The sequence below is a fragment of the [Actinomadura] parvosata subsp. kistnae genome (assembly GCF_900323885.1).
Classification (GTDB): domain Bacteria; phylum Actinomycetota; class Actinomycetes; order Streptosporangiales; family Streptosporangiaceae; genus Nonomuraea; species Nonomuraea composti.
This window is the reverse complement of the sequence record NZ_OOHJ01000018.1, coordinates 3,084,020-3,107,957: the sequence shown is the minus strand read 5'-3', so window position 1 is coordinate 3,107,957 and position 23,938 is coordinate 3,084,020. Positions and strand designations below refer to the sequence as shown.

Here is a 23,938-nt window from a genome sequence, read left to right as displayed (position 1 = left end):
CGACCTCGTCGTCCGACCCCGGCGACTCCCCCTGGTTCGTCAGAAGGGAGAGGAGCACTTCGGCCGCCGCAGGCCGGTCCTCGGCGCGTTTGCGGAGGCAGGCCTGCACGATGGGCCGCAGGTCGTCGGGCAGCACCGACAGGTCGGGTTCCTCGTTCATGACCCGGTAGATGACCGCGGGCAGGCTGTCCTGGCCGAACGCGGGCCGCCCGGTGGCGGCGTACACCATGGTGAGTGCCCAGCTGAACATGTCGCTGGCCGGTCCGACCCGCTCGCCGGAGATCTGCTCGGGCGACATGTACGCGGGCGTCCCCACGACCCCGCTGCTGATCGTGATGGCGGAGTCGAGCGCCCGCGCGATGCCGAAGTCGATCACGCGGGGCCCGTCGGTCCCGAGCAGCACGTTGCTGGGTTTGAAGTCGCGGTGGACGATGCCGGCGCGGTGGATGGCGGCCAGGGCGGTGACGGTGCCGACGGCGAGGCGGTAGAGCGCGCCGCCTTCTCTTGGCCCGTCGCGCTGGACGACGAGCTGGAGTGACACCCCGTCGACGAGTTCGCTGACGATGTACGGGTGCTCCCCGTCGAGGTTGGCCCCGAGCACCTGGGCGGTGCAGAACTGGGCGACGCGGCGCGCGGCGGCGACTTCGCGCAGGAAGCGTTCGGAGTCGAGGCCGGGTTTGTCCAGCCGGGTGTTGAGCAGCTTGATCGCCACGAGCCGCCCGTCGGGCGATTCGGCCTTGTAGACGATTCCCTGCGCACCCTTGCCCAGCCGTCCGAGCAACCGGTAGTCGCCCAGCGTGACCGGGTCACCGGACTGCAAGGGGTGCGTTTCCGGCACCTGGTCCTCCCCCTTGTGCTTGACCCCCGATCACAAGCGTGATGAGCGTACGGAGAACCCCGCAAGCCATCCCAGGTCACGAAAGATCATCGCTCTTTGCGAAAAATTTGCCCTACGCAATAATCATGGAGATGATCGGGGATTTCCAGCACCGTACGGGGAGCCGTCACATGCGCAGAAGCTTCAGCCTGTTGTTAGCCGGTGGACTGGCCGCCGTGCCCCTGGCCGCTCCCGGTCAGGCGAGCGCCGTGACCACGACGACCCCGGCTGCCGTGACCCGCACCGCCGGGATCACCGTCGCGCCGTACTCGAACTTCAAGATCTCCGTGAAGTACAACAAGAGCACGAAGCGCGGCGGAAAGATCACTTATTACCTCCGGGCGAAGAATCTCGGCCCGCACTACGCCGACTACTACTACATCGGCGGCCAGGTGCCGAAGGGCGTCAAGCCGACCCTGCGCTGGGGCGGCCCGAAGGGCACGAAGTGCGAGTGGGAGGGCCAGTGGTTCTGGTGCTGGGGCCCGCTGGCGCTGGAGAAGGGCAAGACCGACTGGCTGAACTTCCAGGTCACGCTCAAGAGCGGCACGAGGGGCACGGCCACGGCCCGGCTCGGCATCCTGTCGTTTGACGTGGACCAGGGCATGGAGAACATGAGCGAGGCCGAGCTCAAGCGCCTGGGCATCAAGCACCACTTCGACCTGAAGACGGTCAAGACGAAGATCGTCTCCCCGCCGCGCAACCCGGGCAGGGGCTGGACGCCGCCGCCTCCGGTCAAGGAGTACAACCCGCCGGCCAGCCACGAGGAGTCCAACAAGAAGAAGGACACGTAGGACGACGGGTCAGGCCAGGCCGTGCCGTACCGCGTACAGGGCGGCCTGGGTGCGGTCTTGGACGCCCAGCTTCATCAGCACGTTGGAGACGTGCGTCTTGACCGTCTTCTCCGCGACGGCCAGGCTCCGCGCGATCTCCCTGTTGGAGCGGCCGGCCGCGATCAGCGCCAGCACCTCGCGCTCGCGCTCGGTCAGCGGGACGGGCGCGGGTGCGGCCACGTCGGCGGCGGTGGCCAGCATCGCCTCCGCCGCCTCGGGCGCCAGCAGCACCTGCCCGCCGTGCACGGCGCGGACGGCCTGGACGAGCGCGGGCGGATCGACGTCCTTGTAGAGGAACCCGGCGGCCCCGGCCCGCATGGCGGGGCCCACGTCGGCCGGGTCGCTCACCGAGGTCAGCACCACGACCCTGGTCGGGCCGCCCGACAGGCGCTCCAGCGCGCCGAGCCCGTCGAGGACGGGCATCTTCAGGTCGAGCAGCAGCACGTCGGGCGCCAGCTCCGCGACCAGCTCGACGGCCTGCGCCCCGTCGCCCGCCTCGCCGACGACGGTGATGTCGTCGTGGAGGTCGAGGAAGGTACGCAGCCCCTGCCGGACCACCGGATGGTCGTCGGCGATCAGCACCCTGATCATCGGCTCACCTCCATGCGTACGGTGGTGCCCGCGCCGGGCACGGAGTCCACCCGCAGCTCGCCCCCGATCGCCTCGGCCCTGTCACGCATGGACACGAGGCCGAGCCCGCGCGACTCCGCCTGCTCGAACCCGCTGCCGTCGTCGCGCACCACCAGCTCCAGCCGGCCGTCGGCGTAGGCCAGCCGCACGGACACCGTGGCCGCCCCCGAGTGCCGTACCGCGTTGTGCAGCGCCTCCTGCGCGACCCGCAGCACCGCCACCTCGACGGCGGAGTCGAGCGGCGGCAGCTCGCCGCACTCGAACGTGACCGCGACGGGGTGCAGCCGGTCGAGCAGCCGCACGTGCTTGCGCAGCGTCTCGGACAGCCCGTGCCGGTCGAGCTCGGCGGGGCGCAGCTCGACGATCACCGCCCGCAGCTCGGCCAGGGCCTCGCCGGCCAGCCGCTGGACGCGTTCGAGCTCGGCGGCGGCCTTGTCGGGAGCCTTGTCCAGCATGGCGCCGGCCGCCTGCGCGGACAGGCGCAGGGAGAACAGCTTCTGGGTGACGGCGTCGTGCAGCTCCCTGGCCACGCGGTTGCGCTCCTCCAGCATGGCCAGCTCGCGCCCGCGCTCGTACAGCCGGGCGTTGATGAGCGCGATCGCGGCGTGCGCGGCGAACAGCGTGAGCAGCTCCTGGTCTTCCTGGGTGAAGCCGCGGCCGGTGCGTTTGTTGGCCAGGAAGATGATGCCGAGCACCTGCTCGCCGTCGCGGATCGGCACCCCGAGGAAGTCCTTCATCACGGGGTGCGCCTTCGGCCACCACTCGAACCGCTCGTCCTTGCGCAGGTCGGGCAGCCGCACGGGGGTGCCGTCGCGGAGCATCGCGCCGAGCATGCCGTGCTGCCTGGGCAGGGGCCCGATCGCGTCCCACTGCTTGTCGGTCAGCCCCTCGGCGACGAACTCGGCGAACGAGCCGTCGTCGTCGGGCACGCCGAGCGCGGCGTAGCGGGCGTCGAGGAGGCGTTGCGCGGAGCGTACGATGACCTGCAGCACCTCGCGGACCGACAGGTGGCGGGTGACCGCGAGCACCGCGGAGCTCACCGCCTGAAGGATCTCGTCTCGGTCGGAGGTCACGGCCCCCACTCTATGGTTCGTGGGAGGTCACGGCCCCCCTCTATGGTCCTAGGACGAAGTGCCGAGGCCCGCACCGGCCCTGCGCCCGATGTCCGGAACGCGCCGCGTTCCTACCGTCGGATACATGACGAACACCGCGATCATCACCGGCGCCTCCCGTGGACTCGGGCTCGCCCTGGCCAGGTCGCTGGCCGGCGCGGGATGGAGCCTCGTCCTCACCGCGCGCGGCTCGGGCGACCTGGAGCGGGTCGCCGCCGAGCTGGGCGCGACCGCGATCCCCGGGGACGTGACGGACCCCGCGCACGTGCGGCGGCTGGCGGAGGCGGCGCCCGAGCTGGACCTGCTGGTCAACAACGCCAGCGACCTGGGTGTGACGCCGCTGCCGCCGCTGTCGATCTATCCGCTGGACGCGTTCAGGGCGCTGCTGGAGACGAACGTGACGGCTCCGCTGGCCCTCGTCCAGGCCACGCTGCCCGCGCTGCGCGCCTCCCGGGGCGGGATCGTGAACATCACCTCCGACGCCGCGACCGGCGCGTACGAGGGCTGGGGCGGCTACGGCGCCTCGAAGGCGGCGCTCGAACAACTCTCCAACGTGCTGTCGGCCGAGGAGCCCGACCTGCGCGTCTGGTGGGTGGACCCGGGCGAGATGAACACCCGCATGCTCGCCGACGCCGTGGGCGCCGAGGAGGCCGCCGCGGCGAGTGACCCCGCCAAGGTGGCGGCGGCGCTGCACGACCTGATCGCCTCCCGCCCGGCGAGCGGGAAAGTGAGCCTGCAATGACCGCCGCGCTGGACTTCTCGCTGCCGCCCGGCCTGTCGGCGGCCGAGCCGCCCGAGGCGAAGGGCATGCGCAGGGACGGGGTGCGCCTCATGCTCTCGCGCGGCGCGGCGGAGCCGTCCCACCACCACTTCAGCGACCTGCCCGAGCTGCTGGAGCCGGGCGACCTGATCGTGGTGAACAACTCGGCGACCCTGCCCGCCGCCGTCCGGCTGGACCGGCTGGCCGTGCACTTCTCGACCGTCAGGCCGGACGGGACGTGGCTGGTGGAGCTGCGCCGCCGTACCGCGAACGGGTCCGAGCCGTACGGCGGCGGCGAGCCGGGCGAGTGGCTGCCGATGCCGGGGCGGGCGACGTTGCGGCTGGTCGGGCGGGAGACGCCGCGGCTGTGGCGGGCGGTGCTCGACCGGGACGTGGAGGCGTACCTGCGGGTGCACGGGGTGCCGATCCGCTACTCGTACGTGGAGCGGGACTGGCCGATCGAGGCGTACCAGACCGTGTTCGCGACCGTGCCGGGGAGCGCGGAGATGCCGAGCGCGGCGCGGCCGTTCACCGTCGAGCTGGTGACGGCGCTGGTGGCGCGCGGGGTCGGGATCGCGCCGATCACGCTGCACACGGGGGTGGCCTCGACGGAGAAGGACGAGCCGCCCTACGCCGAGCGGTACGAGGTGCCCGCGTCCACCGCGCGGCTGGTGAACCTGACCAGGGAGAACGGCGGGCGCGTGGTGGCGGCGGGCACCACGGTCGTGCGGGCCCTGGAGACGGCGGCGGGCGCGGACGGGCGGGTCACCGCGGCGGCGGGCTGGACCGAGCACGTGGTCACGCCGGAGAGCGGGGTGCGGGCGGTCACGGGCCTGATCACGGGCCTGCACGAGCCGCGCTCCAGCCACCTGCTCATGCTGACGGCGATCGCTGGGGAGGCGGCGCTGGCCCGCGCGTACGAGGAAGCGTTGCGAAAGGGATATCTGTGGCACGAGTTCGGCGACACACACTTGATTCTCAAGTAATAGACTTTACGGAGATTTTAAGTTTGTGATAGGAAAAGCGGACATTTACGGGGGCTTGGTGCTGTGACGTCCCCGTGTCCCTTCGTAACGGAGACGTGAATGCGAAACTCTCTTCTCAAGGGCGCCGCGCTGGCAATTGCCGCGGGCGCCCTGCTCATCCCCGCCGTGCCGGCCTCGGCCACCACGGCCGCGGACCCGTACTCCAGCTTCTCCGTGAGCGTGAAGGCGCCCAAGACGGTCAAGCCCGGCGGGAAGATCAACTACCTGGTCACCGCGGTCAACAAGGGCCCGCACTACGCCGACTACTACTTCATCGGCGGCGAGTTCCCCAAGGGCGTGGACCTGCGCAAGGTCTACTACCGCTCCAGCGTCAAGGGCACGGAGTGCGAGCTCGACGGCCGGGCGCTCTACTGCTACATCCCCGCGGTGCTGGAGAAGGGCGACGCCGTCTCCATGCTCTTCGAGACCAGGCTCACGAAGAAGGCCACCGGCACCCAGAAGGCGACCCTCGGCGTCGTCTCCTACAACGTTGACCAGGGCATGGAGAACATGAGCAAGGAGGAGCTGGACCGCCTCGGCATCCCCGAGTACGCGTTCGGCAAGACGGTCAAGACCAAGATCGTTCGATAGCCTCTCACCCGCTGCGCCCGCGTCCGAAGGCGGACCTGCTTCGCGAGCATCGGACCGGGCGCAGTACCGTGGCTGGATGTGGACCAGCGCACCCTCCTGATCACACTGACCGGCCCTGACCGCCCGGGCGTCACTTCGCGGCTTTTCTCCGTCCTGTCGCACTTCCCCGTGACGGTCGCCGACATCGAGCAGGTCGTCATCCGAGGCCGGCTCACCCTCGGCGTCCTCGTCGCGTACGCCGGAGGCCCCTCGACCGGCACCGGCACCACCCTCGGCGCCATGTGGACCGCCGTCGAGCGCGTGGCCGAAGACCTCGGCATGGAGGTGGAGCTCTCCACCGGATCGCAGGCCAAGGAGCAGCGCCGCCGCGGCCGCCTGTCCGTCAGCGTGCTCGGCGCCACCCTGCAGCCCGCCGCCATCGCGGGCATCGCCGGCCGCATCGCCGCCGCCGGCGCCAACATCGACCGCATCGAACGCCTCGCCCAGTGGCCCGTCACCTGCATCGAGCTGTCCGTCTCCGGCGCCGACCCCGACGCGCTGCGCGTCGAGCTGGCCGCCGAGGCCGCCGCCCAAGAGGTCGACGTCGCCGTGCAGCGCACCGGCCTGTCCCGCCGCGCCAAGCGCCTCATCGTCATGGACGTCGACTCGACCCTCATCCAGGGCGAGGTCATCGAGCTGCTCGCGGCCCACGCCGGCTGCCTCGAAGAGGTCGCCAGGGTCACCGAGGAGGCCATGCGCGGCGAGCTCGACTTCGCCGAATCGCTGCGCCGCCGGGTCGCGCTGCTCGAAGGGCTGCCCGCCGAGGTGTTCGAGCAGGTGCGCAAGGAGGTCGTGCTCACTCCGGGCGCCCGTACGCTGGTGCGCACGCTCAAGCGGCTCGACTACCGCTTCGCCATCGTCAGCGGCGGCTTCACGCAGATCACCGACGGCCTGGTCGAGGAGCTCGGCATCGACTACTCCGCCGCGAACGTCCTCGAAGTCGTCGACGGCCACCTCACCGGCCGCGTCGTCGGCGAGATCGTCGACCGCCCCGGCAAGGCCCGCGCGCTGGAGCGCTTCGCGCGCGAGGCCAACCTGCCGATCTCCCAGACGGTCGCCATCGGCGACGGCGCCAACGACCTCGACATGATCGCCGCCGCCGGGCTCGGCATCGCCTTCAACGCCAAGCCCGTGGTGCGGCAGGCCGCCGACACCGCGGTCAACACGCCCTACCTCGACTCGATCCTCTACCTGCTGGGCATCTCACGGGACGAGGTGGAGGCCGCCGACGCCGAGGACGGCGTCCTCACGGCTCTTTAGTCCTCTTTAGGATCCCACCTGGTCAGCAGGCGCCCCTGGCCCGGCCACAGCTCCTCCCACGACGACTCGACCCCGATGACCGCGAACGCCCCCGGCCTGAACACGTAGTCGCCGCCGGCCAGCCCCAGCGCGAGCTCGTGCACGCCCGGGTTGTGGCCGCACAGCACCACCGTGCTCAGGTCGGGGTCGGCGCGGCGGACCACCTCCAGCAGGTCCTCCGGGTACGCCTCGTAGATCTCGCGCTCGTAGCTGATCTCCACGTCGGGGAAGGCGAGCTCGGCGGTGCGCCTGGTCCTGACCGCCGGCGAGCACAGCACCACGCCCGGCTCCAGGCCGGCCGCCCTGATCTCGTCGCCCGCCCGCGCGGCGTCCCGCTCGCCCCGGTCCGTCAGAGGCCGCTCGCGGTCGGCCAGGCCGGGCACCTGGGCGGCTTTCGCGTGGCGCAGCACGATCAAGGTACGCACGGAGTCATCCCGTCCTCGAAGCCCAGACGGACAACGCGATGATCGCCGCGAGGATCACCACCATCGCCAGGAGGATCAGACCCAGGGTCCTGCCTCCGCTGGGCCGGTTGTCATCGTTCACGTGCCCAGTTTCCCATTGGAGGGCGCGGGGTGCCCTTCCGGGCACTATGAGACGCGCCCGTCCCCCTTGCAGCGGGGAACGGGCGCGCTGTGTGCGTGACTCAGGAGGCGACGGGCTCCGGGTCCCGGTCGGTGTGGTTGTTGTTGTCGTTGGTCGGCTCGCTGGTCACCGAGCGCCGCTTCGAGACGATGATCGCGCCGACCACCACGGCCACCGCCAGCACCGTGACGCCGACGCGCAGGGCCGGGTTGCCCGCGTACAGCACCACCGCGGGCGCCACCAGCAGCGCCACCAGGTTCATCACCTTGATCAGCGGGTTGATGGCCGGGCCCGCCGTGTCCTTGAACGGGTCGCCGACCGTGTCGCCGATGACCGTGGCGGCGTGCGCCTCGGAGCCCTTGCCGCCGTGGTGGCCGTCCTCGACGAGCTTCTTGGCGTTGTCCCAGGCGCCGCCCGAGTTGGCCAGGAAGACGGCCATCAGCGTGCCGCACGCGATCGCGCCCGCCAGGAACGCGCCCAGCGGCGCGTACCCGAGCGCGAACCCGACCGCGATCGGCGTCATGACCGCCAGCAGGCCCGGCGTGGCCAGCTCGCGCAGCGAGTCACGGGTGCAGATGTCCACGACGCGGCCGTACTCCGGCTTCTCCGTGCCGTCCATGATGCCCGGCTTGTTGCGGAACTGGTCGCGTACCTCGAAGACCACCCGCATCGCGGCCCGGCCGACCGCCATGATCGCCAGCCCCGAGAACAGGAACACGACCGCGGCGCCGACGATCAGGCCGACCAGCACGTTCGGCTGGTCGATGCTGAGCGAGAACGTCGAGAAGCTGCCCAGAGCGCTCTTCACCGCGCCCGTGGCCTGCGCCAGCTCGCCCTCCACCGCCGTGCGGAACGCGCCGAACAGCGCCGTGGCGGCCAGCACGGCCGTCGCGATGGCGATGCCCTTGGTGATCGCCTTCGTGGTGTTGCCCACCGCGTCGAGGCTGGTCAGCACCCGCGCGCCCTCACCCTCGACGTCGCCGGACATCTCCGCGATGCCCTGCGCGTTGTCGGAGACCGGGCCGAAGGTGTCCATGGAGACGATGACGCCGACCGTGGTCAGCAGGCCGGTGCCCGCCAGCGCCACCGCGAACAGCGCGATCGTCACGTTCCCGAAGCCCAGCAGGAACGCGCCGTAGACGGCGCCGCCGATGATCAGCGCCGAGTAGACCGCCGACTCCAGGCCGACGCTGATGCCCGACAGGATGACGGTCGCCGGGCCCGTACGGGAGCTCTCGCCGATCTCCCTGACCGGGCGCCGGTTCGTCTCCGTGAAGTACCCCGTGAGCAGCTGGATCGCGCTGGCCAGCACCAGGCCGATCAGCACCGCGCCGATCGCGATCAGCCGCGGGTCGGCGTCGAAGTTCGTGATGCTGGAGCCCGTCAGGCCGCTGAAGCTGCTCGGCAGGTACCAGAACGCCGCCGCCGTCACCAGCACCGCCGAGATCGCGGCCGAGATGAAGAAGCTGCGGTTGATCGCGGCCATGCCGTTGCGGTCGCGGTCGCGCAGCCGCGTGACGAAGATGCCGATGATCGCCGTGATCACGCCGATCATCGGGACGATGAGGGGGAAGACCAGCCCCTCCTCGCCGAAGGCCGCCCGGCCCAGGATGAGGCTCGCGACCAGCATGACCGCGTACGACTCGAACAGGTCGGCCGCCATGCCCGCGCAGTCGCCCACGTTGTCGCCCACGTTGTCGGCGATCGTCGCGGCGTTGCGCGGGTCGTCCTCGGGGATGCCCTGCTCGACCTTGCCGACGAGGTCCGCGCCCACGTCGGCGGCCTTGGTGAAGATGCCGCCGCCGACGCGCATGAACATCGCCAGCAGCGCCGCCCCGAACCCGAACCCTTCGAGCACGCCCGGCGCGTCGCCCTGATAGACGAACACCACCACGGCCGCGCCGAGCAGGCCGAGGCCCACGGTGAACATGCCGGCCACGCCGCCCGTCCTGAACGCGATGCGCATGGCCCGCTTCTCCCCGCCGTCCCTGGCCGCGGCGGCGACGCGGACATTCCCGCGCACGGCCAGCCACATGCCCATGAACCCGGTCAGCGCGGAGAACACCGCACCGACCACGAAGAAGATCGAACGTCCGATACGTACGTCGGTTTCCGCCGGTAGCAGCAGCAACAGGAAGGGGATCACGACGACGAAGATCGCCAACGTGCGGAACTGACGCGCGAGGTAAGCGGCGGCGCCCTCCTGGACGGCGCGCGCGATGTTCTGCATTCGTTCGGTGCCCTGGCCGGCGCCCAGCACCTCGCGCACCAGGCCACCTGCGACGGCCAGCGCGATCAGTGCGACCGCGGCGACCACGATCACGATGGTGAGATTGTTTCCGCTCAGGGCCAGATTGGACGCTGGCTCCGCTGCCAGCATGTGCCTGCTCATCGTTCTCCTCGGCAAGACCGGTCGTCCTGCCCGGGCGGTGCTGCAGTTTTCCTCGGCGGGTGTTGCGGCACCATCCGGGTTGTGGGTGCCGCTTCCGGTTGAATCCGCGTTCCGCCGGATCACCTTGGCCGGTGCCGGGAGTCTACGCAGGCACTCCGCGGATATGAAGGCTCTGACGGTCGCTAATTGTGCGAGTGTCTAGTAATCCCCTGACAGGGGCCCGGTTTGTGATCTGACAAGCAGAATTTCCGTGAGTTACGGTCTGAGCAAGGTAGGGAAACGGTCAGACCGTAATTGGGTTTGGAGCTGGCATGGTTTGGGGGCTGCCGCCGGATTTCACCACTTCTCCCCCCGCAAACCCCCAGCCCCCAGCCCCGCCGATCCCTGCCCGCCCGCTCCTTCACCCACCACCGCACCTTGCACACAGACCCTCAGCCAGTACGCCCCTCACCCGCCACCAGCCCTGTCCCGCAACTCTCCTGCCCCCCACCGGCCCCCGCCTCGCAGGCTGCCCGCCCGCTACAGCCCGGCAGGCTCGCCCACCACCGCCCCGTCTCGCAGGCTGCTCGCCCACCACCGGTCCGCTCCGCAAACTACCCGCTCGCCATGGTCCGCCTCACAGGTCCCGCTGCCACTGACCCCGACCTCGCAGCCCACGCCCGCAGACTCCACGCCCCCTGCGGCCCCGTATCGCAGGCTGCCAACCCGCCACAGTCCGCCTCACAAGCTCACCGCCTGCCACTGGCCCCGACCTCGCAGCCCATGCCCTGCCCCGCGGCCGTCGCCGCTCGGCACCACCTCTGCCTGCGTCGGCCTGCTCGGCGTCACCCGGACCGCATCACCGGGCCCGTAACAGCCTCATCCCGGTGGGCTTCCCGGTCTTGCCCGCGCGTACCTCGCCTGCCACCGCACCCCGCCTGGCGCCAGTCCCGTCCGCACGCAAAGCCCCGACATGCCCGCCCACGCGCCCCTGAGTCACGGCGACAAGCCCGAACCTCACCCCTGGCGGCGCACCAACCCAGACCGCACGCAGCCCGCAGCGCGCCCGCTCGCGTCTCACGCAACCCGCAGCGCCCTCTTAGCGCGCCTCACGAGCTCGCGCCTCACCAAGAGCCCCGTACACGCCCGCCCGAGCCTCATACAGCTCCCGGCCTGCCTGCCCGCATCTCGCCCAGCCCGCAGCTCTCACCCAGCCCGCGACGGATTCCGCCCGCACGACCATGCCCGCGCGCACGACCATGCCCGCGCAAGCCCAGGCCCGCACGCGCCCGCCGGTGCACACCTCCCCGCCGGTGCACACCTCGCCAGCACCCGGACCCACGCATACCGTCCACGTGCATCTGGTCATGGGCATTCACCCGCGCATCCACACCCGCACCCGCGCATGGCCCCGCGCCGCCCCCACACCAGGCCCGGATCACGACACTCGCCCGGATCATGACACCCGCACCCGCACCAGCGCATGGCCATCAGCCCGCACCCCGCGTCACCACGCGCACCCCGAAGTGAGACGTGCCACATCCAGGCACGCCCTCCACCCCCGACCGACAAGACCCGCGACCCCGTGCGCGCCCCGCAGGGACGCACGAACCCCCAGAGCGCGCCACACAGCCCCACAAAGGCGCGCCTCCAGGGACAAGCCACTCAGGGCCTGGCCCAGGCGAGCGAGGGTCAGACGCCGACGGCCGCCGGCCAGCTCATGCGGATGTTCGTCCCCTTAGGGCTGGGGAAGACCTGAACGTCATCGGCCAAGCCCGTGATGACCGCAATGCCGAAGTTCGACATGAACGAGTCGGAGAGCATGCCCAGATCGAGGGGTTGTTCCTGCTTGATCTCGTCACTGGGGGCTTGGTCGCTGACCGTGACCTCGAAACGTCCGGAGTCATCACGCAGCTCGATGCGGATGGGCTCGCCCGGACAGTGCGCGCGATGTGCTTCGACTGCCCGGGAGCACGCCTCACCCACGGCGAGCCTGACCTCGTCCAGCAGGGACTCCTGCACGCCGGTGCGGCGGGCGATCGCCGTCGCCACCAGCCGTGCGGTGCGCACGTGCGCGGGGAGAGCGCTGAACGTCAGCTCGACGGTAGCCATGCTACTTGTCTTTGCCGTGAGCTTCCTTGGCCTCGTCGACCGAAGCGTAGATCCCGAAGACCTTGGTCAGACCGGTGATCCGGAAGATCTTGAGGATGCGCTCCTGCGTGCAGACGAGCTCCAGGGAGCCGTCGTGCGCGCGTACCCGCTTGAGCCCCCCGACCAGGACACCGAGGCCCGTGGAGTCGAGGAAGTCGACCTTCTCCATGTTCACAAGAAGGTGGAAGTTGCCCTTGTTGACCAGGTCGATGAGGAGCTCACGCAATCTCGGCGCCGTGTAGACATCGATCTCACCCTCGACCTCCACGATGGTGAGTCGGTCTTCGGTGCGGTGATCCAACTTCAGATCCACAGATCCTCCAGCGCCTCGCCTGCGAAAGTACTCTTGCGGGCCTGGCAATCTGGAGCGTGGCCCCAGACTGTCCGACCCTGACGCGCGGCATTCAACCACGCGCCTGGCTTGTGTCTATACGAAATCACGATTCCCGGCGACTTTGCCCATCGATGCAAGACTGGAAACAGTGACTTCCTCCGGATCCTCCCCACAACAGGCAGGTCCACTCCTCCACCACCTGCTTGGCGTTCCCGCACGTCATGAGCGTGTCACCCATGTGGAGCATGTTCCAGCACGTCAGGCGGGTCAAGTTCGTTGGCCCGAGTGGACGCCTGAAGTACTTGTTACGCGCTTGGCGAACCGCGGGGTGACAGGACTCTGGCCTCACCAATACGAAGCCGCGGACCTGGCACACCGTGGCCGAAACGTGATCATCTCCACGGGCACCGCCTCGGGCAAGTCCCTCGCGTACCTCACTCCGGCGATCGCCTCCTGCCTCAGTGGCGGCACGGTCCTCTACCTGACGCCGACCAAGGCGCTGGCCGCCGACCAGCTGCGCGGCCTGCGCGAGCTGCGCATCACCCAGGTACGCGCGGCCTGCTTCGACGGCGACACGCCGTTCGAGGAACGCACGTGGGTGCGCCAGCACGCCAACTACGTCCTGACGAACCCCGACATGCTCCACCGCAGCATCCTGCCCCGCCACGCGCAGTGGTCGTCGTTCTTCCGCCGCCTGCGCATGGTCGTCGTGGACGAGTGCCACGGCTACCGCGGCGTCTTCGGCTCGCACGTCGCCCAGATCCTGCGCCGCCTGCGCCGCGCGTGCGCCCGCTACAACGCGCGCCCCACGTTCATGCTGGCCTCGGCGACGGCCAGCGAGCCGGGCGCGTTCGCGACGCGGCTGACGGGGCTTGAGATGGACGAGGTGACGGTGGACGCCTCCCCCAAGGGCTCGACCACCATCGCGCTGTGGGAGCCGCCCCTGACGGAGCTACGGGGCGAGGGAGGGGCTCCTGTACGGCGGACGGCCACGGCGGAGGCAGCGGACCTGCTGGCGGACCTCGTCCTGGCCGACGTACGCACGCTCGCCTTCGTCCGCTCCCGGCGCGGCGCCGAAACGGTCGCCCTGTCGGCCCGCGCCAAACTCGCCGACGTCGCCTTCTCCATCTCACCCCCCTTCCAAACAACCCCCTCGCCCAACCCCCACCGCCACACCACCCCAGCCCCATCGGGCGACGCCTCCCGACACACCACCCCAGCCCCGTCGAACGACGCCGCCCAACGCACCACCCCAGCCCCGTCGGACGACGCCGCCCGACACAGCACCTTGGCCCCGTCGGAGGACGCCCCAGCACACACCACCCCCGCCCCATCGAACGACGCCTCTCAACACACCACCCCAGCCCTGTCGGACGACGCCGCCCGACACAGCACCCTGGCCCCATCGGACGACGCCCCCGGACACACCACCCCAGTCCCATTGGGCGACGATCCCTCCGAACCACCGCACCCCAACCCCCCGGCACCCGTCACCACGACGGCTCCCACCCCTTCGCCCGCAACACCGAAGACCCCACCGACCCGGAGGTCCGCGACTTCACCGATCCCCGCCCCCTCAGCGCTGCCGACCCCCGAGCCATCGGCACCTCCGTCCGCCGAGCCATCGGCCTCCTCGGCTTCCGAGCCGACGGCACAACCGACTCCCGTTCCGTCGGCACCCCCAACCCCCGAGCGATCGGCACCCCGACCGCCGAACCCTCAGCACCCCCAGCCCCAAAGCAGCGGCGCAGCCGACCCCAGCACCGTCGGCGCCATCGACCCCCGAGCCGGCGGCGTCACCGGCTTCTGGGCCCTCCGCACCACCGACCCCCAAGCCCCCGACACCACCGACCCCGGGCGCTTCGGGGACCGCGGCCACCTCCCCCCACGGCCCCCTCACCTGGGCCATCCCGCAGCCTCCCGACCCGAACCTGGCCGACCTCCCCAACAAGATCGCCGCCTACCGCGCCGGCTACCTCGCCGAGGACCGCAGGCTCCTCGAAAAGGCACTCCGCGCCGGCACCATCATGGGCCTGGCCACCACGAACGCCCTGGAGCTGGGCGTCGACGTCTCCGGCCTGGACGCCGTCCTGATCGCCGGCTGGCCCGGCACCCGTGCCTCCCTGTGGCAACAGGTGGGCCGGGCGGGTCGCGACGGCCAGGACGCGCTCGCCGTCCTGATCGCCAGGGACGACCCCCTGGACACCTACCTGGTCCACCACCCCGAGGCCCTGTTCGGCCGCCCGGTGGAGGCGATCGTCCTCGACCCGAGCAACCCGTACGTCCTGGGCCCCCACCTCTGCGCCGCAGCCGCCGAGATCCCGCTGACCGAGGACGACCTGCCGATCTTCGGCCCCACCACGCCGAAGGTGCTCGATGATCTCGTGGCGCAGGGCCTGCTCAGGAGGCGTCCGACGGGCTGGTTCTGGACCAGGAGGGAGCGCGCCACCGACCTCGCCGACATCCGGGGCGGCGGAGGCAACCCGATCCAGGTCGTGGAGTCGTCCACAGGCCGCCTCCTGGGCAGCGTGGACGAGCCCTCGGCCCACACCACGGTCCACACCGGCGCGATCTACCTGCACCAGGGCGAGACGTTCCTCGTGGAGCTCCTCGACCTCGACGCAGGGGTGGCCCTGGTCACGAGCGCGTATCCGGACTACACGACGTTCGCCCGGGACATCACCGACATCTCCATCCTCTCCACCGAACGCTCCACCTCCCTCGGCCCGGGCACCCTCCACTTCGGCGAGGTGGAGGTGACCCGCCAGGTCGTCTCGTACCTCAAGAGGCGCCTCCAATCAGGCGAGATGCTCGGCGACGAGCCCTTGGAGCTGCCGCCCCGCACCCTCCGCACCCGCGCCGTCTGGTGGACGCTCCCCGCCTCCGCGGTAGCCCCTCTCGCCGAAGCCGGCATCGACCTCGGCGGCGCCGCACACGCCGCCGAACACGCCTCGATCGGCCTGCTCCCGCTGTTCGCCACCTGCGACCGCTGGGACATCGGCGGCGTCTCCACGGAGCTGCACGCCGACACGGGCCTGCTCACCGTCTTCGTGTACGACGGCCACGAGGGCGGCGCCGGCTTCGCCGAACGCGGCTACGCCCGCGCCACGGACTGGCTGACGGCCACCCGCGAAGCGATCATGTCCTGTGAGTGCGAACGAGGCTGCCCGTCCTGCATCCAATCCCCGAAATGCGGCAACGGCAACGAACCCTTGGACAAGCGCGGCGCCATCCGCCTCCTCAACACCCTCCTGACACCCCAATGACTTCGCCCCCGCCTCAACCCACGCTGCGATCAGACCCGTCCTCCCTGGCCTCAACACATCACCCCGCCCCATGACACCGAAAACCCACTAAAGCGTCATCAAGTGATCACTTACGCCATAGTCCGATCACACGGCCTTAGCTTCGCGTACACAAAACCCCCGGAATCCGCCGTTTCCCGACGAGAACATGACCACGCGAAGAAACTGCGAAGTGCAGGAGCACCCAACCACACCGACGACAGCATGCCCGCGTAACGACATCGACCAGAACAAGAGCACGCAACGACACCGACGCAAGCTCGACCGCGCGGCCAAACCGACAAGAGCGCGACCGCATCCAATAACGGCCGAACCTCAACGCAAGAACCGCAACACCGCCCCCACAGGCCCTAACTCTCACCACCTCTGTGCCGACGCCCCGCCTGAGCCCGCTCCTCCCCCATCACATCGCGGCTGCCATCGTCGTCCTGATCAGCGGCCCAGAAATCAGCCGCCCCGGGTTGCGGACGCTCCCAGAACCCGCTGTCCTCCATGGACCTCGGTGACGGCGGCAGGTAGTCATCCCAGCGCTCCTCAAGCGGCACAGCCGGAACAACCGTCGGAACGGCAGGCCCGGCCACATCCGTGACCGCCGAACTCGGCAGAGCAATGCGCAACGGCCCAGCCTGCCCACCCCCCTCCTCCTTCCGCCCCTGCCCGGCAGATCCAGCACTGGAGGGCGACGACGCAGGCTCGGCATACGACGGCCCTTGCACAGGAGCACCCCGAGACGCCCCCTGCCCAGAAGCCGCGCCGGCCGACGACAACCCATGAACGCCAGCCGACGGCGGCATGGAACCGACATGCCGCTGCGACTGCGACTGCGACTGCGACTGCGACTGTGACTGTGACATGCCAACACCCGACGCCGCCTGCCCGGCAACGGCATGCGTCGCCCCGGGCCCGGAAACGCCACGCGACGTCGGTATCCCGGAAGCATCCTGCGACGCCGACGCCCCGGAAACACCCCGCGACGCCAATGACTCGGAGACAGCAGGCGAAGCCGGCGAGTGGGAGGCCCCATGGGGCGCCGGCGACCCGGCGACGCCATGCGAAGCCGACAGCCCACCGTGTGACGCCGACAGCCCGGCCGCACCATGCGAAGTCGGCAACTCGCCACGCGACGCCACCAGCCCGGCCGCATCATGCGAACCCGGCAGCCCACCGCGCGACGCCACCACCCCGGCCGCATCATGCGAACCCGGCAGCCCACCGCGCGACGCCACCACCCCGGCCGCATCATGCGAACCCGGCAGCCCACCGCGCGACGCCACCACCCCGGCCGCACCGTGCGAACCCGGCAGCCCGCCACGCGACGCCGCCAACCCGGCGGCACCGCGCGACGCCGACAGCCCAGCCGCTCCGGCCGCCCCCGATGGATGGGAAGCGCCATGCGAAGCCGACGGCCCGGAAGCCCCATGCGATCCCGATGCCTCAGAGGCACTCGATGCCGATGCCCCTGGAGAAGCACCCGAGGCCGCCGACACCGCGAAAGAAGCACCAGACCCCGCTAAACCGGAAGAAGCGTGAGCTGCTGACTTGGCAGACCCGGCACCCGCTGCCGACTCCCCAGAAGCGGCGGCGGGCTGCTCAGGGATCCTGGTCTTGGCGACGGCCAGGATGACCGCAGGCCGACGGGGTGCTGTCGCGGCATGCACAGCAGTGCCCCCATCAGCGTGCCGGGCTTGAGCCCCAGCGTGCACGGTGGTTGAGGCCTGCGCCGCTCCTGACTCGTGCAGGTCAGTGCCACCTGCGACCACAGGCCGAGCACCACTTCCGCCAGCAGTCCCGGTGGCGAGTGCACGTCGCCTGGCCCACGCGCCCGCGTGGGCTCCGAGCAGCAGCAGGAGAATCCCACCCGCTACATACAGGCCGTACTGACCGATGTCCTCAATGGGCGACTCACTCGACTGGGCTTTCACGCCGTCACTTCGTACGGGATCCTCATCGCTATCGTTGCTGTCCTTGGCTTCGGCGTTGTCCTTCGTGTCGGCCGGCACCAGAGCATCGTTCTCGCCCTGATCGCCCGTGGTCGGGATCGGCAGGTTGCCGCTGGGGTCGGTGTCGGGAATGTCGGGCAGTTTCGTGGTGGTCGGCTTGCGGGTGGTGGTCGCCGGGTTGCGCGTGGCGGTGGTCGGCTTGCTCGAAGGGACGGTCTGCTTCTTGGCGGGCAACGTCGGCAACGCATCGACGCCTTGGGCGTCCCTCTTCTTGGGCTCCTGCGCGGTCTCGGCGGCCTTCTTCGTGGGCTGGGCCGCGGGCGGGGCGGGGAAGGTGACGTACGCGGCCGCCGAATCACCCGACCCGATCGACCCGCCTTCGCCGTCCCCTCTGAACGCCTTGACCGAGAAGCCCACCCTCTGCCCCGCCGCCTTGGACGGCACGGCCAGCACCGCCTTGCACGAGGAGCCGGCGCACGCGTTGTCGGCGGACAACCGGCCGACGACACCGGACTGCGTGTTCGACACCTCGTACGACTGCAGGTCGGGCTCGGCCCCCTTGCTCCAGGTGACGAGCACCTTGTCGGTGCCTTGCCTGCTCGCGTTCACACCCCCGGGCGCTTCGGCCGGCCGCCGCAGCCTGAACGTACTGCTCGCGTACCTGGTCCCGGTGATCTCTCCCTTGAGGGTCACGGTGAAGGTGCCGTTGGGGGCGCTGCCCGCGTCGAACGTTCCGGAGATCGTCTGGTTGGCCCCGCCCTCAGCGATCCTCTGGCTGGGCGTGGAGGGCCCGTCCACGTACAGCCCCATCTTCAGCTGCATGAGCCCCGTACGAGCGGAGACCACCACGGACGAGCCCGAGATCACCTCACCATCGGAGGGCGAGGTGATCTGCCCGGAGGAGCCGGCCTGCCCCACTGCCGTCGACGCCTGAGCGGTGCCGCCGAGCGCGAGCGATCCGGCCACGATCAACCCTGCGGCTACAACTCTGCCGACTACCGTCACGACGCTTCCCTCCATCGAGAGCCTCGCGCCGCCTGAGCACCCTCGGGGCGTTCACGCGACGACCGGAAGTGCAGTGCGCCCGGCCGATACGGTCACCGACCGTCCCCGGATCCGCACCCTAGCGACTGTGCTCCTGCTCTCCCAGGCTCCTCGTCGCATACGGCATGGACCGAGGGTAAGCGGAACCTTACGGGATACATCCGACTCTTGGACACCGCGTCCAAGAAGTCGTGACTCGATTGCGACATTGCCTCACAGACCCCAGCCGCCCCGCGGTTGTCGGCGGTATTCGATGGCTGCGTCGTGCATGACATCGAGATGACCAGGCCTTCCATTCGTGTTCGTGGTGCACGGCGTACTGCTGGGAGTGGAGCACCGAGGGCAAGCTGTCGAGCGCGCGTAAGTGACTGCGCGCGTCATTGCCATGGGCGCTGCTAGCCCTGGGCGCCCGACTGCCCCAACGAGGACCCCTACCGTTCCTGCTCGTGTACGTGATGCGGCTACTCGTGTAGGTGGTGCGGCTAAAGGTGTGCGCCGTGGGGCAGGCTGGCGGAGCGGGCAGCTCACCCCACGTCATTGCTATGGGGTGCTGCAATGCGGGGGTTGGTCAGCTCCACAGGCGCCACGAGCGGTGCCTGCCGTCCTGCGCGCTCCGTGCTGCGGCCCGGCGCCCGCCCTTGGCACGCGGGGAAGGTGATACTTGGGCCTTCGCCAGCGCTGTGGCAGGACTGCGCCCCCGCTGGGGCGGGAATCCCGCCCCAGCGCCGGGGCTGCAATCCCGCCGGATCGGCAATCCCCGCCAGGACGGCAATCCCGTCAAAACGGTTGTCCCATCGGGGACGTAAGATGCAGCACCCCTGCAACGACCGCCCATTCACATCGTCAGTTGGACGTCGATGTCGAAGGACCGGCGCGGGACCTGCCCTGGACAGTGCGGGTGCCTAATAACGGCAGCGAGATGGGCAACTCGGTCCATACATCGACTACATCGTCCTTTATCTGGCAGTCGGTGAGCTTGACGCCGTTGGCTGCGGCTAACTCGGAGGCCCTGTGGCAGGCCCCTTCGGGGTCGATCAGTGCGAGTTTGGCGGCTGCGAGGGCGCTGAGGTCGGCGGCGCTGTTGACGCGGTGGCGAGCCACGCGCACGGAGCCCACTGTGGCAAGGGCCGTGGCGGTCGCCATCAACAGGCCCATGAGCGCGACGCCCCACAGGGTGGCCGAGCCGCGGTCTTTGGGGTGCATGGTCGTCTCCTGATGCTCGTGCGGGTCTGGGCACTGCGGGTGGAACTCGGTGTCACTCTTCGGTGGCTGCTGTCGCTGCGGCTGAAACGCGGACTGTTGGCAGGGATTCGCCCCAGGAAGGGCGTACTTCGACTGTGATCTGCACCTTGGTGAGTTCGGGGTCTCGGGTTATGGCTACTTGGGCATTCGGGTCGGTGGCTGCTCGGGTGACGGCGCGGACCTGTTCCAGCGGCTCGCCTCTGGCTGCGGCTCGTGCGGCCAGCCGGGCGGCGTCCACGCATTCGAGCTGGACGCCGACGGCCTGGATCGCCCAGAGCCCGGCGGCTAGGACGACCATGAGGGCGGGCAGCATCGCGGCGGTCTCGGCCGTAACCGAGCCGCGCGATGCCGACCGCATGATGCTCTCGAAGGTCCGCGTATGGCGCGGGGTCATCCCTGTCCGGTGTTGAGTGCTCGGCTGATGAGTGAGGTCAGCATCTCCAGGACCTCAGGGCTGTTCACCACTTTGAAGAGGAGCGCGGCGAAGGCGCAGGCGGCGATCGTTCCTACGGCGTATTCGGCGGTCGACATGCCGCGCTCTCGGTGACTTGCCGCGTAGTGGAGCCACTTGTGGGTGCGTGGGCGGGGGCTGCTGATGCGACGTCGATCGATGACTGCGGAGGGGATGGACCGGCCGACGGCCGAGTTCAGAGGGCTATCCGTGGTGGTCCGGTTCAATGCCTGGTTGACGGCTGAGTTCAAGGTTGTGGCAGCGGCGAGGATCGAGGTTTTGGTGGCGGCTGCGTTCAAGGCTTGATCAGTGGTTGGCTCGCTGGCTGAGCGTGCAGCCGAGTCGGCGGCCGGGTTGCTGGCTGGGGCGGCTGCGATGTCGTCTGGCGTGATGGCGGGACTGTGCATCTTGCCTCCAGGGGTTGCGGGGCCGGGGTCTTGTCCGGCGGGAGTTCAAGGGTGTCCGAGGCGGGGGTGGGAGTTGTGGACCGAACCGCGTTCTGTGGATGCGGCAGGAAGGCAGATGTCGGCCTGTGGATAAGAGGGCCCGAAAGGTGTGCCGCTATGGAGGGCCGGCCCGGCCTCCTAGCGCGGCGGCCTGATTTGGCGTGAGGTGGCCCTGTGTGGGGGGATGCGGCGGCGCGATGTGACACCTTCGCGTGACATGGCGCCTTCGCGTGAGGTGGCGCCTTCATGGGACAAGCGCCTTCATGGGACGTGGTTCGCGTGGGGGTGAACCGGCATGGCATGGGTGATCAACGTGGCATGGTGCGGCGCGAGTGGCCCGACGTGGCAGTGGCCGCAGTGGCCTGGCGTAGCTGGGCGCGGGGTGGGCTGACATGGCCGGACGTGACTTGGTCTGGCGCGGATGGTCGGGCGCGGTCGGTGTGGCGTGGCAATGGCCGCATTGGCCTGAAGTGGCGCCTTCCGCAAGATGTGCCTCGGTGCCGTAGTGGCCGGACATGGCATGCATGGACTGATGTGGCGTGACCGAACCGCCGCGGCGGTGACTGTGGTGGATCTGGCATGGCGCGAGGTGGCCTTGGCGTGACCAAACGTGACTTGGCCCCGCGCGGGGTGGCCCAGACGTGACGGTCGCCGCGGGGCCTGACGTGGCGCCCTCCGCCAGGCGCGCCTCGGCGCCGTGGTGAGCTGACGTGGTGCCCTCCGCATGGCGTGTCTCGGCGCCGTCGTAGCCGCACGTGGCATGCATGGTCCGGCGGCGTGGCCGGGTCCCTGCGGCGGTGACTCTGGTGGGCATGGCCGGGTGGGCGTGGCGGGGTGGGCGCGCGGGTTGGATGCGGCTGGGTGGGTGGAGCGGGGTGAGTGCGGCGGGGTGGATTTGCCGTAGCCGGACGGGGCAAAGCTCCGCAGGTGGTCTGGCGTGGCGGCGATCGCGGTGGCAGGCGTGTGTGCGGCTTGGCCTGGTTTCGCGAGGTGGGATTAGGCGGGGTGAGCCAGGCCTGGGTGGCCAGGCGCGAGTCGGCCAGGCGGGGGTCGGTCACGCGGGGTCGGTCACGCGGGGTCGGTCAGGCGGGGTCGGTCAGGCGGGGTCGGTCAGGCGGGGTGGGTTGGGTTTCTGGTGGGAAAGCAGTCCGGCGGGGCTCGTTGGGGCTGGTTTGAGAGTTAGGGGAGGACGATCGCTGAGGCGAGGCCGGCTACTACCGGGATGATGCCCAGGAGGACGAAGGCCGGGAGGAAGCACAGGCCCAGCGGGGCTACGGCCTTGACGCCGACGCTTCTTGCTGCTGCTACGGCCGTGGCTCTCGAGGCGTCCCTGGCGTCGTCGGACAGGCGGGTCAGGACGTCGGCCATGGGGGCGCCGCTCTGGGTTGCTCGGCTCATGGCGCGCGCCAGCTGGCCCATCGCAGGGTCCTTTGCCAGGGAGGCCCAGGTGGGGTCGGGGTCGGCGCCCAGGCGTAGTTGGGTGCTGGCCCATGTCAGGCGTTCGCCTACGGGGCCGCCTATCGCCTTGGCGGTGGTTTCGGTGGCGGCGGCCACTGGGCGGCCCGCTCGTAGGCAAGCGGTCATCAGGTCGGCTGCGAACGGGAGGTCGGCGGCTGTGCGCTGGCGGTCCAGGTGGGATTGCGAGGGTTGTCTTCTGTGGAGGAACAGGGCTGTCGCAGGGGTGATGAGGAGGGCTGCCAGGGCTCCTGGGGTGCCTCCGATCAGGAGGGCGGAGAGTAGGCCGACGCAGGTGGCGGGGAGGGCTGTTCTGCGGGTCAGCCAGCCGAGGCGGGGAGGGGCCTGGGTTGGGGGTTGCCAGGGTGGGAGGTCGAGGGGGTTTGGAGGGAGGTGGGGTGTCTCATGGGGTTTTGCTGTTGGGTGGGAGGTTGATGTTCTTTTCGGGGGGTGGAGCTTGGTCAGGCGGTCGGCGGGTGTTCGGGGGGAGAGCCAGAGCCAGGCGGACAACGTGGCGCAGATGGCCGAGAGAAGCTGGAACATCGGGGTCCGATCGGTCAGGTCTGGGCGTGGGTGGCCATGCGGTTGGTCCACCACAGGCCGCAGACGTCCAGGGTGATGCCGGTCATCAGGCACATGAGGCCGGGGAAGGTGCCGAGCAGGAAGGACAGGGGGTGCATGTTCAGGGCTGCGGCCATGAGGAGACCCAGTGCTGGAAGGACGGCCAGCATGCGGGCCGTGGTGCGGGGGCCTGCCAGCTGTGCCGCGACGTCCTGACGATGGGCCTGGGCGGCTCGTAGCGTATGCGCGACCCGGTCCACCAACGCGGCCAGAGCTGCGCCTGCCGTAGTACTGACCTCCCAGCATGCCGCCAACTGGCGGATTCCTTCGCCTCCTTCTTGAGGGGCTGACGAAGTCAGGGCCGCTGCCACGTCGCCGCCGTCCCTTGCGGCCGCGATGACAGGGCGTAGAAGGTCGGGGTCGGGGAGGTCCACCGCTGTGATGGCTCTGGTCAGGGAATCGCTCGCGGTGCGGCCGGCGGAGAGTTCGGCTGCGAGGGCTTGGCACAGCTCGATCGACGCTCGGCGCCAGGCGTCGGCGCGGCGGGCTGGGGTGGCGGGGATGCTGCCCGTGATGGTGCCGGTGATCGTGGTGGCGTGAGTGAGCCGTTTGAGCATGGATGCCCAGGAGGGTGGGCCCGGGGTCGGTGAGAGCAGCAGCTTGTTCAGGCGGGTTGTGGCTGGGGTGGGGCCTGTCCACAGCCATATGGCGCAGGCTGCGGACAGCGCGGCTATCACGGCGCTGGTCATCGGGCTCCTTTTCTCTTCGGCTCTCCCTTTTCGGGGCGGGTGGGCGGTGCGGGCTGGCGGACGGGCTGAGTTGGCGCGCCGCACTGGGCCGGCGGGCCGGGCTCGACTGCGGGCCGGGCTGGGCTGGCGGATGCGAGGTGG

The 23,938-nt window shown here is 70.1% G+C and carries 17 protein-coding genes and 3 pseudogenes; 8 read left to right on the top strand and 12 right to left on the bottom strand.

The window, feature by feature from the left end:
• Window positions 1-112 precede the first annotated feature (112 nt).
• Window positions 113-838: pseudogene (locus KIS93_RS69180) on the bottom strand (serine/threonine-protein kinase); the annotation flags it as partial.
• A gap of 170 nt (window positions 839-1,008) precedes the next feature.
• Here KIS93_RS69180 and KIS93_RS34565 point away from each other — a divergent pair.
• Window positions 1,009-1,668, top strand: coding sequence for a hypothetical protein (locus tag KIS93_RS34565; RefSeq protein WP_080043714.1), 660 nt, complete (start codon window positions 1,009-1,011; stop codon window positions 1,666-1,668).
• 9 nt (window positions 1,669-1,677) lie between these two features.
• On the opposite strand, the gene KIS93_RS34560 is transcribed toward KIS93_RS34565, so the two are convergent.
• Both KIS93_RS34560 and KIS93_RS34555 read right to left on the bottom strand, forming a co-directional pair.
• Window positions 1,678-2,298 (bottom strand): response regulator, encoded by a 621-nt coding sequence (locus KIS93_RS34560; RefSeq protein WP_080043715.1) that lies wholly within the window; start codon window positions 2,296-2,298, stop codon window positions 1,678-1,680.
• On the bottom strand, window positions 2,295-3,410 hold the full coding sequence (locus KIS93_RS34555; RefSeq protein WP_230465660.1) for a GAF domain-containing sensor histidine kinase: 1,116 nt from the start codon (window positions 3,408-3,410) through the stop codon (window positions 2,295-2,297). Before KIS93_RS34555 ends, KIS93_RS34560 begins: the two co-directional genes overlap by 4 nt.
• A gap of 124 nt (window positions 3,411-3,534) precedes the next feature.
• Between KIS93_RS34555 and KIS93_RS34550 the strand changes: the two genes are divergently transcribed.
• The 4 genes from KIS93_RS34550 to serB all read left to right on the top strand — a co-directional run bounded on the left by KIS93_RS34550 (window position 3,535) and on the right by serB (window position 7,124).
• Complete coding sequence (locus KIS93_RS34550) at window positions 3,535-4,191, top strand: SDR family oxidoreductase (protein ID WP_080043717.1); 657 nt, start codon at window positions 3,535-3,537, stop codon at window positions 4,189-4,191.
• Complete coding sequence (locus tag KIS93_RS34545) at window positions 4,188-5,195, top strand: S-adenosylmethionine:tRNA ribosyltransferase-isomerase (RefSeq protein WP_080043718.1); 1,008 nt, start codon at window positions 4,188-4,190, stop codon at window positions 5,193-5,195. Before KIS93_RS34550 ends, KIS93_RS34545 begins: the two co-directional genes overlap by 4 nt.
• A gap of 99 nt (window positions 5,196-5,294) precedes the next feature.
• On the top strand, window positions 5,295-5,825 hold the full coding sequence (locus tag KIS93_RS34540; RefSeq protein WP_080043719.1) for a DUF11 domain-containing protein: 531 nt from the start codon (window positions 5,295-5,297) through the stop codon (window positions 5,823-5,825).
• A 78-nt stretch (window positions 5,826-5,903) separates the two neighbouring features.
• Window positions 5,904-7,124 (top strand): phosphoserine phosphatase SerB, encoded by a 1,221-nt coding sequence (gene serB / locus KIS93_RS34535; protein WP_080043720.1) that lies wholly within the window; start codon window positions 5,904-5,906, stop codon window positions 7,122-7,124.
• Here serB and KIS93_RS34530 read toward each other — a convergent pair.
• The 4 genes from KIS93_RS34530 to KIS93_RS34515 form a co-directional block, all read right to left on the bottom strand.
• Window positions 7,121-7,588, bottom strand: coding sequence for a SixA phosphatase family protein (locus tag KIS93_RS34530; protein ID WP_230465661.1), 468 nt, complete (start codon window positions 7,586-7,588; stop codon window positions 7,121-7,123). The two genes, serB and KIS93_RS34530, sit on opposite strands and share 4 nt — an antisense overlap.
• A gap of 221 nt (window positions 7,589-7,809) precedes the next feature.
• Entirely contained in the window at window positions 7,810-10,140 is a 2,331-nt protein-coding gene (locus tag KIS93_RS34525) for a sodium-translocating pyrophosphatase (RefSeq protein ID WP_080043721.1), read from the bottom strand.
• A 1,671-nt stretch (window positions 10,141-11,811) separates the two neighbouring features.
• Window positions 11,812-12,231, bottom strand: a complete 420-nt coding sequence (locus KIS93_RS34520) for an ATP-binding protein (protein WP_080043722.1) — start codon at window positions 12,229-12,231, stop codon at window positions 11,812-11,814.
• A gap of 1 nt (window position 12,232) precedes the next feature.
• Window positions 12,233-12,583, bottom strand: coding sequence for an STAS domain-containing protein (locus tag KIS93_RS34515; protein WP_043629845.1), 351 nt, complete (start codon window positions 12,581-12,583; stop codon window positions 12,233-12,235).
• 259 nt (window positions 12,584-12,842) lie between these two features.
• Here KIS93_RS34515 and KIS93_RS34510 point away from each other — a divergent pair.
• The 3 genes and pseudogenes from KIS93_RS34510 to KIS93_RS34500 form a co-directional block, all read left to right on the top strand.
• Window positions 12,843-13,718, top strand: a pseudogene (locus KIS93_RS34510) (DEAD/DEAH box helicase); the annotation flags it as partial.
• Between the two features lie 823 nt (window positions 13,719-14,541).
• Window positions 14,542-15,870: pseudogene (locus KIS93_RS34505) on the top strand (Zn-binding domain-containing protein); the annotation flags it as partial.
• A gap of 2,109 nt (window positions 15,871-17,979) precedes the next feature.
• Window positions 17,980-18,783: a hypothetical protein gene (locus tag KIS93_RS34500; protein WP_155128722.1), complete on the top strand. Its 804-nt coding sequence runs from the start codon at window positions 17,980-17,982 to the stop codon at window positions 18,781-18,783.
• A gap of 953 nt (window positions 18,784-19,736) precedes the next feature.
• Here KIS93_RS34500 and KIS93_RS34495 read toward each other — a convergent pair.
• The 5 genes from KIS93_RS34495 to KIS93_RS34475 form a co-directional block, all read right to left on the bottom strand.
• Complete coding sequence (locus KIS93_RS34495) at window positions 19,737-20,096, bottom strand: Rv3654c family TadE-like protein (protein WP_080043724.1); 360 nt, start codon at window positions 20,094-20,096, stop codon at window positions 19,737-19,739.
• Window positions 20,097-20,148: 52 nt separating this feature from the next.
• Window positions 20,149-20,529 (bottom strand): TadE family type IV pilus minor pilin, encoded by a 381-nt coding sequence (locus KIS93_RS34490; RefSeq protein ID WP_080043725.1) that lies wholly within the window; start codon window positions 20,527-20,529, stop codon window positions 20,149-20,151.
• Window positions 20,526-20,993 (bottom strand): DUF4244 domain-containing protein, encoded by a 468-nt coding sequence (locus KIS93_RS65910; protein ID WP_230465663.1) that lies wholly within the window; start codon window positions 20,991-20,993, stop codon window positions 20,526-20,528. Before KIS93_RS65910 ends, KIS93_RS34490 begins: the two co-directional genes overlap by 4 nt.
• A gap of 1,218 nt (window positions 20,994-22,211) precedes the next feature.
• On the bottom strand, window positions 22,212-22,616 hold the full coding sequence (locus KIS93_RS65905; protein ID WP_230465664.1) for a type II secretion system F family protein: 405 nt from the start codon (window positions 22,614-22,616) through the stop codon (window positions 22,212-22,214).
• A 428-nt stretch (window positions 22,617-23,044) separates the two neighbouring features.
• The gene (locus KIS93_RS34475; protein ID WP_080043728.1) at window positions 23,045-23,797 is read right to left on the bottom strand and encodes a type II secretion system F family protein; all 753 of its coding nucleotides are present in this window, start codon (window positions 23,795-23,797) and stop codon (window positions 23,045-23,047) included.
• Between the last annotated feature and the right edge of the window lie 141 nt (window positions 23,798-23,938).

What these genes read in the sequence shown, in the direction of transcription:
- KIS93_RS34540 (WP_080043719.1), top strand. Translation starts at nt 5,295, where the DNA reads ATGCGAAACTCTCTTCTCAAGGGCGCCGCGCTGGCAATTGCCGCGGGC.
- KIS93_RS34490 (WP_080043725.1), bottom strand. Translation starts at nt 20,529, where the DNA reads ATGACCCCGCGCCATACGCGGACCTTCGAGAGCATCATGCGGTCGGCA.
- KIS93_RS34560 (WP_080043715.1), bottom strand. Translation starts at nt 2,298, where the DNA reads ATGATCAGGGTGCTGATCGCCGACGACCATCCGGTGGTCCGGCAGGGG.
- KIS93_RS34475 (WP_080043728.1), bottom strand. Translation starts at nt 23,797, where the DNA reads ATGACCAGCGCCGTGATAGCCGCGCTGTCCGCAGCCTGCGCCATATGG.
- KIS93_RS34520 (WP_080043722.1), bottom strand. Translation starts at nt 12,231, where the DNA reads ATGGCTACCGTCGAGCTGACGTTCAGCGCTCTCCCCGCGCACGTGCGC.
- KIS93_RS65905 (WP_230465664.1), bottom strand. Translation starts at nt 22,616, where the DNA reads ATGACCGCTTGCCTACGAGCGGGCCGCCCAGTGGCCGCCGCCACCGAA.
- KIS93_RS34495 (WP_080043724.1), bottom strand. Translation starts at nt 20,096, where the DNA reads ATGCACCCCAAAGACCGCGGCTCGGCCACCCTGTGGGGCGTCGCGCTC.
- KIS93_RS34525 (WP_080043721.1), bottom strand. Translation starts at nt 10,140, where the DNA reads ATGAGCAGGCACATGCTGGCAGCGGAGCCAGCGTCCAATCTGGCCCTG.
- KIS93_RS34565 (WP_080043714.1), top strand. Translation starts at nt 1,009, where the DNA reads ATGCGCAGAAGCTTCAGCCTGTTGTTAGCCGGTGGACTGGCCGCCGTG.
- KIS93_RS34545 (WP_080043718.1), top strand. Translation starts at nt 4,188, where the DNA reads ATGACCGCCGCGCTGGACTTCTCGCTGCCGCCCGGCCTGTCGGCGGCC.
- KIS93_RS65910 (WP_230465663.1), bottom strand. Translation starts at nt 20,993, where the DNA reads ATGCACAGTCCCGCCATCACGCCAGACGACATCGCAGCCGCCCCAGCC.
- KIS93_RS34500 (WP_155128722.1), top strand. Translation starts at nt 17,980, where the DNA reads ATGTCGGGCAGTTTCGTGGTGGTCGGCTTGCGGGTGGTGGTCGCCGGG.
- KIS93_RS34550 (WP_080043717.1), top strand. Translation starts at nt 3,535, where the DNA reads ATGACGAACACCGCGATCATCACCGGCGCCTCCCGTGGACTCGGGCTC.